At 72.3% G+C, this 11162-nt stretch carries 12 protein-coding genes; 7 read left to right on the top strand and 5 right to left on the bottom strand.

The genetic code is table 11. The annotated features are described in order from the left end of the window. Positions 1-41: 41 nt before the first annotated feature. Positions 42-701, bottom strand: coding sequence for a TetR/AcrR family transcriptional regulator (locus MTQ10_RS21170; protein WP_247470620.1), 660 nt, complete (start codon positions 699-701; stop codon positions 42-44). Positions 702-920: 219 nt separating this feature from the next. On the opposite strand from MTQ10_RS21170, the gene MTQ10_RS21165 reads away from it, so the two are divergent. The 3 genes from MTQ10_RS21165 to hemC all read left to right on the top strand — a co-directional run bounded on the left by MTQ10_RS21165 (position 921) and on the right by hemC (position 3859). After that, a complete protein-coding gene (locus tag MTQ10_RS21165) occupies positions 921-1880 on the top strand; it encodes an ATP-dependent DNA ligase (RefSeq protein ID WP_282612443.1) in 960 nt (319 codons plus the stop codon). 121 nt (positions 1881-2001) lie between these two features. Then, positions 2002-2778 carry an NPP1 family protein gene (locus MTQ10_RS21160; protein WP_247470603.1) on the top strand — a complete coding sequence of 259 codons (777 nt, stop codon included), beginning with the start codon at positions 2002-2004 and terminating at the stop codon, positions 2776-2778. 145 nt (positions 2779-2923) lie between these two features. Next, a complete protein-coding gene (hemC, locus tag MTQ10_RS21155; protein ID WP_247470600.1) occupies positions 2924-3859 on the top strand; it encodes a hydroxymethylbilane synthase in 936 nt (311 codons plus the stop codon). A gap of 30 nt (positions 3860-3889) precedes the next feature. Here hemC and MTQ10_RS21150 read toward each other — a convergent pair whose 3' ends face one another. Beyond that, positions 3890-4411, bottom strand: coding sequence for a hypothetical protein (locus tag MTQ10_RS21150; protein WP_247470598.1), 522 nt, complete (start codon positions 4409-4411; stop codon positions 3890-3892). Positions 4412-4830: 419 nt separating this feature from the next. Here MTQ10_RS21150 and MTQ10_RS21145 point away from each other — a divergent pair, with 419 nt between their 5' ends. After that, entirely contained in the window at positions 4831-5619 is a 789-nt protein-coding gene (locus MTQ10_RS21145; protein WP_247470596.1) for an RNA polymerase sigma factor SigF, read from the top strand. Positions 5620-5623: 4 nt separating this feature from the next. On the opposite strand, the gene MTQ10_RS21140 is transcribed toward MTQ10_RS21145, so the two are convergent. Beyond that, positions 5624-5959: an ANTAR domain-containing protein gene (locus MTQ10_RS21140; RefSeq protein WP_247470594.1), complete on the bottom strand. Its 336-nt coding sequence runs from the start codon at positions 5957-5959 to the stop codon at positions 5624-5626. 128 nt (positions 5960-6087) lie between these two features. Between MTQ10_RS21140 and MTQ10_RS21135 the strand changes: the two genes are divergently transcribed. Then, positions 6088-6891 (top strand): VOC family protein, encoded by an 804-nt coding sequence (locus MTQ10_RS21135; RefSeq protein WP_247470591.1) that lies wholly within the window; start codon positions 6088-6090, stop codon positions 6889-6891. Between the two features lie 150 nt (positions 6892-7041). Here MTQ10_RS21135 and glgX read toward each other — a convergent pair whose 3' ends face one another. Both glgX and MTQ10_RS21125 read right to left on the bottom strand, forming a co-directional pair. Further along, the gene (gene glgX / locus MTQ10_RS21130; protein ID WP_247470577.1) at positions 7042-9159 is read right to left on the bottom strand and encodes a glycogen debranching protein GlgX; all 2118 of its coding nucleotides are present in this window, start codon (positions 9157-9159) and stop codon (positions 7042-7044) included. A 32-nt stretch (positions 9160-9191) separates the two neighbouring features. Continuing rightward, positions 9192-9695, bottom strand: a complete 504-nt coding sequence (locus MTQ10_RS21125) for a pep a2 (RefSeq protein ID WP_247470575.1) — start codon at positions 9693-9695, stop codon at positions 9192-9194. Positions 9696-9988: 293 nt separating this feature from the next. On the opposite strand from MTQ10_RS21125, the gene MTQ10_RS21120 reads away from it, so the two are divergent. Together MTQ10_RS21120 and MTQ10_RS21115 are read left to right on the top strand one after the other, a co-directional pair. Continuing rightward, entirely contained in the window at positions 9989-10285 is a 297-nt protein-coding gene (locus MTQ10_RS21120; RefSeq protein WP_247470573.1) for a DUF5133 domain-containing protein, read from the top strand. A gap of 72 nt (positions 10286-10357) precedes the next feature. Then, positions 10358-11162 (top strand): maltotransferase domain-containing protein (locus MTQ10_RS21115; RefSeq protein ID WP_247470571.1); only part of this gene is annotated, 805 nt, incomplete at its 3' end.

Raw genomic sequence — 11162 nt, 5'->3', positions numbered from 1 at the left:
CCCCCACCCGCCCCGGCCCCGCCGACCGGCCGCCGGGCCCCTCAGACGCCGTCGCCGGACCCGGTGACGGGGGCCGTCCACAGGCCGACCAGCGCGTCGACCAGGCCGGTCGCCGTCTCCTCCCAGGTGGCGCGGGGTGTGGGCCTGCCCTCGGCGAGGGCGCGTTCGCGTTCGGCGGCCGTGTGGAGGATCAACTGCCGTGCCATCACTCCGCGTTCGGCGCGCACCGGCTCGGGAAGACCAGCCAGGCAGCGGCCCAGGCCGTCGACGGCGGCCCTCAGGGACGGTGAGACGAGCGACTCCTCGACCATGATCGGGGAGAGGGCGGGATCGGTCATCACCTGCGCGCAGAAGCGGGCGTACCACGTGGGGCTGCCGAGCGCCGCGAGATGCACGGTCACCGGCCGCACCAGGCAGGAGACCCAGGTACGCACGTCCCGGGCGTCGCCCGCCTCGGCCACCAGCCGGGCGCGGATCTCCTCCACCCGGCCGGCGTGCCGGCGCGCGATGGCACGGACCAGGTCGGCCTTGGTGCCGAAGTGGTAGCCGACGGCGGCGTTGTTGCCCTGGCCGGCGGCCTCGCTGACCTGACGGTTCGACACGGCGTACACACCGCGCTCGGCGAACAGCCGCTCGGCCGCGGCGAGGATCAGCTCCCGGGTCGCGTCCGCCTGCGCGGCCCGTACCGTCCTGCCCGCCACATCCACCACCATCCCGGTGCCGCGCCGCCCGCCCGGTCGGGCGGCATCCCTGCCCCGAAGCCTACAAAACCGCACGTCGGACCCGGTGACGGCACCTCACGGCCGCGCGCGGCGGGACCGAAGCCGGTGAGCCATCGGGGGGAATCCCGCAGCGGGGGCGCGTGACCGGGCGCCGGGGCGTCGAGATGTTCTGTCGTGACCCTGCCGATCGTCTCCCCCATGCTCGCCACCCCCGGGACGCTGCCGCCCCCGTCGCAGGACGCGAAGTGGGCGTACGAGACGAAGCAGGACGGGCAGCGTGCGGTGGTGTATCTGCCGGGCGACGGCAGTGTGGTGCTGCGGGCCCGGTCGGGGGAGGTGATCACCGGCGCCTATCCGGAGCTGCTGGGCCTGGGCCGCGCGCTCGGGGACACCCCGGCGGTGCTGGACGGGGAGGTGCTTGCACTCGACGCGCGGGGCCGCGCCGACTTCCAGCGGTTGCAGTCCCGTATGGGCCTGGCGCACGCGCCGCGCCGGGCCGCGCTGCGGGCCGCTCGGGCGCCGGTGCATCTGGTGCTGTTCGACGTCATGCATCTGGCGGGCAGCTCGCTGCTGCCGCTGCCCTACGTCCGGCGGCGGGCGCGGCTGGAGGAGCTGGGGCTCGCAGGACCGTACTGGTCGACGCCCGCCGCAGTCGTCGGACACGGCGCCGAAGCCCTCGCGGCCACCAGGGAGCACGGGCTGGAGGGCCTGGTGTGCAAGCGGCTGGACTCGGTGTACGAGCCCGGGGTGCGCTCCCGCGCCTGGATCAAGATCCGGAACATGCACGGTGTCGATGTGATCGTGGGCGGCTGGCTGCCCGGCAAGGGACGGCTGACCGGACTGCCCGGCGCCGTCCTCGTCGGCCAGCGGGCCCCGGACGGCACGCTGCGCCATGTCGGCGCGGTCGGCACCGGCTGGAGCGAGACCGAACGCGGACAGCTCGCCTCTCTCCTCGCGGACCTGGCGAGCGACGTGTGCCCCTTCTCCCCCGCGCCGCGCCTCGCGGGGGCCCGCTGGGTGCTGCCCCGGCTGGTCGGCGAGGTCCGCTACAGCACCCGGACCCGCGCGGGCCTGCTGCGGCAGCCGTCCTGGCTGCGGCTGCGCCAGGACCTGACCCCGGAGGAGTCCTCGGCGGACCTGCCCGATCCACCGGTGTGACCTGACGGACGGACCTCCCCGGAGACACCCGCCCTCTTGGCGCGGACATGTAAAACACGGCACTCTGAACTCCCTTTTCCCCCACAGCCGTTGGGCTGCGCCCGGAACAGAGGAGGACGCAGTGTCGTCACCCACGTCCCGTACCGACCGCAGGAGATGGCTCACCGTGCTCGGCGGTGCCGCCGCGCTCGTGATCGCCGTCCCCGAGGTCGCCTTCGCCGCACCGCCGCCGGCACTGCCCGTCGCGGCGGACGCCCTGGAGCTGACGTACCAGCCGGCGTTCGACTACGACACGGACGGCTGCTACCCGACACCCGCCATCGGACCCGACGGCTCCGTCAACGGCGGCCTGAAGCCGACCGGCGCCCTCAACGGCAACTGCCGCGACGCGTCCGACCTGGACAACACCAACTCCTACTCCCGGGCCAAGTGCAACAACGGCTGGTGCGCCGTGCTGTACGGGCTGTACTTCGAGAAGGACCAGGCGCTCCCCGGCATCAGCCTCGGCGGACACCGGCACGACTGGGAACACGTGGTGGTGTGGGTCCAGAACGACCAGGTCAAGTACGTCTCCACGTCCAACCACGGCTCGTTCACCGTGCACCCGGCGTCCCGGATGCGCTTCGAGGGCACCCACGCGAAGGTCGTCTACCACAAGGACGGCATCAGCACCCACTGCTTCCGGGCGGCCACCGCCGACGACGAGCCGCCGGAGAACCACAAGGGCACCTGGCAGTACCCGCCGCTCGTCGGCTGGGACCACTGGCCTGCCGGGCTGCGCGAGAAGGTCAGCTCCTACGACTTCGGCAGCGCCCACTTCGGCCTGAAGGACGGCAGCTTCACCTCCCACCTCGCCTCCGCGAAACCGTCCGGCATCGCCTTCGACCCCGACGCGTAGACGTGCGCGCGATCGAGCGGAGCCGGCCGCTCGGCGAGGGGCCCGACCCGGCTCCATCCCACGGCGGTTCGGGCCGTGCGCAGCGGCCGTGTCGTACCGTACGACCGGCCCCTCGGGCCCCGCCGCAGGGTCTATCGTGTCCCGCATGTCCGCTCCGGAACTGATCCGCATCGTCTCCCGTGACTCCCCCATGGCGCTCGCTCAAGTCGAGCGTGTGCGCGCCGAGTTGGCTGCGGCGCATCCCGGCGTGCGCACCGAGGTGGTCCCGGTGAGGACCACCGGCGACAAGTGGCTCGGCGATCTCTCCCAGGTGGAGGGCAAGGGCGCGTTCACCAAGGAGGTGGACGCGGCGCTGCTGGCCGGGGAGGCGGATCTGGCGGTGCACTGCGTCAAGGACGTGCCGGCGGACCGGCCGCTGCCGGCCGGCACGGTGTTCGCGGCGTTCCTCGAGCGCGACGACATCCGCGACGCGCTGGTCCACCCGGGCGGGCTCGCCCTGGACAAGCTGCCGCCGGGCACCCGCGTCGGCACGTCGTCGGTGCGTCGCGTCGCCCAGCTGGCCGCCACCCACCCGCATCTGACGTGCGTGCCGTTCCGGGGCAACGCCAACCGGCGGCTGGAGAAACTGGCCGCGGGCGAGGCGGACGCGCTGCTGCTGGCCGTGTCCGGGCTGGAGCGGATCGGGCGCACCGATGTGATCAGCGAGGTGCTGTCGCCGGAGACGATGATGCCGCCGATCGGCGCGGGCATCCTCGCGCTTCAGTGCCGTCAGGACGACACGGCTCTGATCGACGCGGTCAGTGTGCTCGGTCACGCGGCCACGCACCGGGAGGCCACGGCGGAGCGCATGTTCCTGCATGTGTTGCAGGGGCACTGCAACAGCCCCGTCGCCGGGTACGCGCGGGTCGACCGAAGCGGTGAACTCTCCCTGCGGGCCTGTGTGTTCACCCCGGACGGCAAGACGAGGCTGAACGCCCACGAGTGGGCGGGGCGACTGGACCCGGCCACGCTCGGCACGTCGGTGGCCGTGGCGCTGCTGCGGCAGGGCGCCCGCGAGATCATCGACGGCATCCCGCACTGAGCCGGGGGCACCCCGGCCCCGGCGCGGGGGTCAGGCGGTGCCTTCCTCGGCCTGGTCGCGCAGGAAGTTGCTCACCTGGTGGGCGAGACAGTCCCGGCCCGCTCCGGCGGGGACGTGCGCGGGCTGCACGGTGAGGCCGAGGCCGCCCGTCCACAGCCGGCGCTCCGCCCACTCGTCGTCGATGCGCGCCTGGATCTGCACATCGACCTGGCCGAGCAGGGCCTCGGGTCCGGCGGCGTACAGCACGGCCGTCACCCGGCGCAGCGGGTAGACGTCGAAGCCCTCGACGAACTGCGAGTTGCGCCAGTCGATGAAGGCGGCCTCCCCTTCGGGGCCGATCCGCACGTCGATCTGGCCGTCCTCCAGGTGGACGCAGCAGCGTTCGGTGCCGCGGTTCTCGACGACGACGCGCAGCCTGAAGTACGTCAGCCCGTCGGCGGCGTCGTCACGGCCGCGCGGCGGCTCGGCCGCCTCCAGTCCGTGGACGCGGACCCGCAGACCGGCATGCTCGTCGTACTCCTGCCAGTCCCCGACCACGTTCGGCTCGTCCACAATCCACCTCTCGACTTCTCGAAGGTGAGTCCTATCCAGGGGCTCAGTGCACTGTCAAATGAGTGGAATGGGCCGTGGCCAGGCGGTTCGCCCGTCTTGATCGGTGATCAAGCCGTGCGCAGGGAGAATCCGCCGGACGGGTGGCGCGGCCCGCGCGTGGGGCGTGCCGCACATCACGTCCGGTCCTTGATCGCCGAGCGGGGCCGTCCGCTCACCCGCCGCGGTCCTCCGCTTGCACACCGTGGTCCGATTCGCGAATTTTGTTTCGTCAGACCCGAATGGGGGAAAAGTCACCCCAGTGCTTCGGACAGGAGGCACGTCTGTGGGAACCGGCCCTGCCGGAACCGGGGACGTCCGTCCCGTCCGCGCGCGCCTCCCGCACGACTGTCCCAGCAGCACTTCCATGGGAGGCACGCACGATGCGTACCGCCGGCAGAACCCACCATCCGCACGACGACGCCCCCGACACGGCCGCGGCCTTCGCGCGGCTGGCCGACCTGCCCGACGGGCCGCGGCGGCGCGCCCTGCGCGACGAACTGGTCGAGGTGTGGCTCCCCATGGCCGAGCGGATAGCGGTCCGCTTCCGCGGCCGGGGGGAGAACCTGGAGGACCTGTACCAGGTGGCGGCCCTCGGCCTGGTCAAGGCCGTCGACCACTACGACCCCGCGCGCGGCCGGGCCTTCGAGGCGTACGCCGTCCCGACGATCACCGGCGAGATCAAGCGGCACTTCCGCGACCACATGTGGACCCTGCACGTCCCCCGCCGCGTCCAGGACCTGCGCAACCGCGTCCGGCGCGCTGTGAAGGAGGTCGCGCAGACCACGCCCGGCCGGGCCCCGACCGTCGCGGAGATAGCGGAGTGCGCCGGGCTCACCGAGGACGAGGTGCGCACCGGCATGGAGGCGCTGGAGTGCTTCACCGCGCTGTCGCTGGAGGCGGAGATGCCCGGCACCGACGGGTACGCGCTCGGCGACTCGCTCGGCGGCCCCGACCCCTCGTACGACACCGTCGTGGACCGGGTGGCGGTCAGGCCGTGTCTGGAGGCACTCCCGGAACGGGAGCGCACCATCCTCTACCTGCGCTTCTTCAAGGGGATGACGCAGAGCGGCATAGCCGAGGAGCTGGGCATCTCGCAGATGCACGTCTCCCGGCTGCTCAGCGGATGCTTCGCGCAGCTGCGCGAGGAGATCCTGGCCGAGACCCGCTGACTCCTCACCCCTCGGGCGGCGCCCCCGGGATCTGTGTGGGACCGTAATGCTCCAGGGCCTCCTCCAGCTCGGCCCGGATGGTCTCGGGCAGCTCCCCGGCGCGCCCCCACACGAGGATCATCTCGGCGACATTGCGCAGCTTGGTGTTGGTGTGCTGCGAGACCTGCTTGAGCACTTCCCACCCCTGATCCGGTGTCATCCGGCCCAGGGCCACGATCATTCCGATCGCCTGGTCGACGACGGCATGGGAGGACACGGCCTCCTTCAGCTGATCGACCTGCTCCTGGAGTTCGAGGAGCCGACCGGTTTCGTCGTCCGGGTCATGCGGTACTCGAGCCACCTCTCCATCGTCGTATCGGGGGCGGAACGCCGCCAGCGGGAGTACTCGACAGGCGCGCCCGGGGCGTGAGGCCGGACACTGGTGGAGGGCCGGTGGCCGCCGGCCGAGGAGATCAGGACGCGAGTGCCATGAACCACGACAGCTCTGCCGCTCCCCCGGCTGCCCGGGTCGTCTCCACCCACTCCGTTTTCGGCGCGCCCTGCTGGGTGAGTCTCACCAGCCGTGATCTGGATGCCACGCAGGGGTTCTACAGTGCCGTCCTCGGCTGGCGGTGGCGCAAGGCCAAGCTCGGCGAGCACTTCCGTATCGCCCTCGCGGGCGATGTGCCGGTCGCCGGGATCGCCGCCGTCGCCGGGATGTGGCAGACGGCCGTGGCGTGGACGCCGTACTTCGCCGTGCCGAGCGCGGACGACGCCGCGAGCCGGACCCGGGAGCGCGGCGGCACCGTGGCGGTGGGCCCGCTGTCCCTTCCTCCCGGACGCGCGGCGCTGCTCGCGGACCGGGACGGCGCGACGTTCGGGGTGTGGGAGGGGGAGCTGGTCGGCAACTGGGAGGTGTGGCGGCAGGCCGCACCCGCGTTCGTGCGGCTGCACACCCGCGACGCCTTCGACTCGGCGATCTTCTACGGCGAGATCCTCGACTGGGCCTCCGGCAAGCCCGGCTGCGTCGAGGTCCACTACGAGGGCGGCGAGGTCGTGCTGCGCAGCGGCGGCGATGTCGTGGCCCGGATCGTCTCCGGGGCGCTGGAGGCGGCACCGGACCCGACGATCCGCCCGCACTGGCAGATCCACTTCTCGGTGTCCGACGTGGCGGGCTGCGCCCGGGAGGCGGAGCGGCACGGCGGGTCGGTGCTGCGCAAGGCGATCGACGAGGCGGTGCTGCGGGACGCGGACGGCGCCCAGTTCACGGTGACGTCCCGCCCGGTGCGGTGAGACGCCGTCCACGCGGGCAGGCCGCGCAGATCGACTACGACCCGAGCAGGGCGGTGGAGAGACGCCGTACGCGCGCGAAGGCCGCCGTCGAGGTTTCGCGACGGCGGCCTTGTCGTGCCCGGTCCGCCCGGTCGCCCGGGCGTGGCGCGGCTATGCCCCGCGCATCGGGGGCCGCAGCAGCACCACCAGGCTGCGGGCCGCCACGGTGACGTCGCCGCCCGCTTTGTGCTCCGTCTCGTCGGGCGCGCCGTCCGCTTCGGCGGTGTCCAGGCAGGCCGTCCACCGTTCGCCGTAGAGAGGGCCGGGCAGCCGGAAGACGACGGGCTCCCAGAACGCGTTGAACAGCAGCAGGAACGAGTCGTCGACGACGGGCCTGCCGTAGCGGTCGGGCTCGGCGATCGCGTCGCCGTTGAGGAAGACGCCCACCGAGTGCGCGTCGGAGCGCGTCCAGTCGTCCTCGGTCATCTCGCGCGCGTCGGGCAGCAGCCACACCAGGTCGGGCAGCGGCTGGTCGGCGTTGGTGGCGGTCTCGCCGCGGAAGAAGCGGCGCCGGCGCAGCACCGGGTGGGCGGCGCGCAGCGCGATGAGGCGGCGGGTGAAGCCGGTCAGCTCCTCCTGTTCCTCGGACAACCGCCAGTCGATCCAGGACAGTTCGTTGTCCTGGCAGTAGGCGTTGTTGTTGCCGCGCTGGGTGCGGCCCAGCTCGTCGCCGTGGGCGAGCATCGGTATGCCCTGGGACAGCAGCAGGGTGGCGAGCAGGTTGCGCTGCTGCCGGGCGCGCAGCTCCAGCACCGCCGGGTCCGCGGTCTCCCCCTCGACGCCGCAGTTCCAGGACCGGTTGTGGTTCTCGCCGTCGCGGTTGTTCTCCCCGTTCGCCTCGTTGTGCTTGTGGTTGTACGACACGAGGTCGCGCAGGGTGAAGCCGTCGTGGGCGGTGACGAAGTTGACGCTGGCGCGGGGGCGGCGTCTGCTGCGCTGGTACAGGTCGGAGGAGCCGGTCAGCCGGGAGGCGAACTCGCCGAGCGAGCCGGGCTCGGCCCGCCAGAAGTCGCGTACCGCGTCCCGGTAGCGGCCGTTCCACTCGGACCACAGCGGCGGGAAGTTGCCCACCTGGTAGCCGCCCTCGCCGACGTCCCACGGCTCGGCGATCAGCTTGACCCGGCTGATGACGGGGTCCTGCTGGATCAGGTCGAAGAACGCGGAGAGGCGGTCCACCTCGTGGAACTGTCGGGCCAGGGTCGCCGCCAGGTCGAAGCGGAACCCGTCGACGTGCATCTCGGTCACCCAGTACCGCAGCGAGTCCATGATCAGTTGCAGGACGTAGGGGTGCCGCATCAGCAGGCTGTTGCCGGTGCCGGTGGTGTCGTAGTAGTGCGCCCAGTCGCCGTCGACCAGGCGGTAGTACGAGGCGTTGTCGATGCCGCGGAAGGACAGGGTGGGGCCCTTCTCGTTGCCCTCGGCGGTGTGGTTGTAGACGACGTCGAGGATGACCTCCAGGCCGGCCGCGTGCAGCGTCTTCACCATCGACTTGAACTCGGCGACCTGCTGCCCGCGGGTGCCGTGCGCGGCGTAGGCGTTGTGCGGGGCGAAGAAGCCGATGGTGTTGTAGCCCCAGTAGTTGGACAGGCCCCGGTCCTGGAGCACGCCGTCGTGCACGAACTGGTGGACCGGCATCAGTTCGACGGCGGTCACCCCGAGCGAGGTGAGGTGCTCCACGACGGCCGGGTGGGCGAGGCCCGCGTAGGTGCCGCGCAGGGCGCGCGGGACGTCGGGGTGGCGTCGGGTGAGGCCGCGCACATGGGCCTCGTAGATGACGCTGTCGGCGTAGGGGGTGCGCGGCGGGCGGTCGTCGCCCCAGTCGAAGTACGGGTCGGTCACCACGCCGAGCATGGTGTGCCCGGCGCTGTCCGCCGGGTCGGGCCCGGAGGGCGCCCGCTCGTAGAGGGAGGGGTGGTTGTCGATCTGCCCGTCGACGGCACGCGCGTACGGGTCGAGCAGCAGTTTCGCCGGGTTGCAGCGGTGGCCGAGCGCCGGGTCCCAGGGGCCGTGCACGCGGTAGCCGTAGCGCTGGCCGGGGCCGACGCCCGGCAGGTAGCAGTGCCAGACGAAGCCGTCGACCTCGGTGACGGGGACGTGGCGGGTGGTGCCGCCCTCGTCGAAGAGGATCAGTTCGACGTGTTCGGCGACCTCGCTGAACAGGGCGAAGTTGGTGCCCTGGCCGTCGTGGACGGCACCGAGCGGGTAGGGGTGCCCGCTCCACGCGGGCACCCCTGCCGTCGAACTCCGTCGGCGCCGGGCGGTCACCGGGCGCCCTCCAGGACGCCGGTTCCGGAACCGGCGAGGGCCGTGGCCGGCACCTCGCGGGGCACCTGGAGGAACTCGCGCAGGCTGGGCGCGGGCGCGACGGGCACCAGGGGCTCCCGGTCGCCGGCGCGGGCGCGCTGGGAGAACCAGATGACCTTGCTGCCGTTGTCGACGGCGCAGCAGCCCCAGCCGTCGCTGATCGCCGCGAGATGCTCGAAGCAGCCGCGCAGATCCGGGTCGGGGCGCAGCTCGCTGTCGTTCTCCCCGATGGCGGTGATGAGGTGCTGGCCGTTCCACCACATCTCGATGGAGGTGTTCTTGTCGGTGGCGTGTTCGTCGATCGCCGTCAGCAGCATCTCTGCGCTGCGGCAGACGGGCTCGACCAGGGTGTCGAGGTCCCAGTACCGGAGGTGCGCGGCCAGAATGCGCCTGACCTGTCCGACCCGTTCCGGGCAGACTTCCACGTCGAGGTGGTAGTAGCAGGGCACTGCGGTCTTCATCGTCGTTGGCTCCTCACCGGCGACGCTCGGCGCTTCCTCCCGACCCTGCGGACCGGGACCCCGAACACGAAGCGTGAGCGATGGTCGCTCCTGAGTCACCTCCCACAGTGGGGTCGCTACGCCATTCGTGCAACACGAGCGCACCACGACCAAGATCCAACAGGACGGTGGGTCATGTCGCGTGCACCATGAGTGAAGGCCACGAGAGGTTTGACGACTTCGCGCCTCTGCTTGCTCGGCCGGCCCGTGTCCCGGGCGTACCTCTCGCTTCTTCCCGGAAGGTGGACCGCGCCATGCTGCTACCCGCGAAAGCCGAAGTCTCCCGGCATCTGCGGCGCTACCGGGCGTGGGAGCGCGCCATGCTCGCCGCGCCCGCCGACAGCTCGGTCCGGGCCACGTTCGAGGACACGGGCTACACCCTGTGCGTGCTGATGGGCAAGCGGTGTGCGCGGGAGGCCGCCGACGCGGCCGAGCGCTATCTGCGGTCGGGGTCGGAGACCGCGCTGTGGCGGCAGGGCCCACGGAGGGCGAAAAACGTGGCGCGCAGGAGTGGTACGCGCTCGAATCGGCGTTTCCCGGCGGGGCTCTAGGCCTCCTCCGGTGCAGCTTGGTCATCCAACATCCGGGCGGCGCCCCGGAATCGAGCACGGCGGAGGTTCAGCATGAAGTCCACCCGGCCCATCGGACGCATCCCGGTGCGCGACGTCGGTCCGCGCGTCGACTGCGGCAGGCGCCCGGCGAAAGCGGTCGTGGGTGAGACGTTCCTGATCACCGCCACGGTCTTCCGTGAGGGGCACGACGCGGTCGACGCGCATGTCGTGCTGAGGGACCCGGAGGGCCGCCGCCGTCCGCCGGTCCGCATGCGGGAGCTGGCGCCGGGCACGGACCGCTGGGGTGCGGAGGTGACGCCGGACGTGCGGGGCCGCTGGACGTTCACGGTGGAGGCGTGGAGCGACCCGGTGACGACGTGGCGGCGGCACGCGGCGATCAAGATCCCGGCCGGCATCGACACGGGCCTGGTCCTGGAGGAGGGCGGGCAGCTGTACGAGCGGGCGGCGGCGAAGGCGCCGCGCGGCGAGGCCCGCCAGGTGCTGCGGTCGGCGGCGCGCACACTGCTGGACGACGCGCTGCCGGTGGAGGACCGTTACGCCGCCGCGTCGACGCCGGAGGTGGACGAGGTGCTGTCCCGGCATCCGCTGCGGGAGCTGGTGACCGCGTCGCAGCCGCTGCCGCTGCTGGTGGAGCGGGAGCGGGCGCTGTACGGCTCGTGGTACGAGTTCTTCCCGCGCTCGGAGGGCACCCCGGAGTGCCCGCACGGCACGTTCCGCACGGCCGCGCGGAGGCTGCCGAAGATCGCGGAGATGGGCTTCGACGTCGTCTACCTGCCGCCGATCCACCCGATCGGCACGACGTTCCGCAAGGGGAAGAACAACTCGCTGACCGCCGGGCCGGACGATGTGGGGGTGC

Origin of the sequence: Streptomyces sp. XM83C, assembly GCF_023072675.1 — a bacterium.
Classification (GTDB): Bacteria; Actinomycetota; Actinomycetes; order Streptomycetales; family Streptomycetaceae; genus Streptomyces; species Streptomyces thermocoprophilus.
The sequence above is the reverse complement of the archived record's forward strand: the minus strand, read 5'-3'. Positions and strand labels throughout refer to the sequence as shown.

Excerpts from the sequence above, each read along its gene's own strand:
- MTQ10_RS21165 (WP_282612443.1), top strand. The coding sequence starts at position 921 with ATGCTCGCCACCCCCGGGACGCTGCCGCCCCCGTCGCAGGACGCGAAG.
- hemC (WP_247470600.1), top strand. The coding sequence starts at position 2,924 with ATGTCCGCTCCGGAACTGATCCGCATCGTCTCCCGTGACTCCCCCATG.
- MTQ10_RS21145 (WP_247470596.1), top strand. The coding sequence starts at position 4,831 with ATGCGTACCGCCGGCAGAACCCACCATCCGCACGACGACGCCCCCGAC.
- MTQ10_RS21135 (WP_247470591.1), top strand. The coding sequence starts at position 6,088 with ATGAACCACGACAGCTCTGCCGCTCCCCCGGCTGCCCGGGTCGTCTCC.
- MTQ10_RS21125 (WP_247470575.1), bottom strand. The coding sequence starts at position 9,695 with ATGAAGACCGCAGTGCCCTGCTACTACCACCTCGACGTGGAAGTCTGC.
- MTQ10_RS21120 (WP_247470573.1), top strand. The coding sequence starts at position 9,989 with ATGCTGCTACCCGCGAAAGCCGAAGTCTCCCGGCATCTGCGGCGCTAC.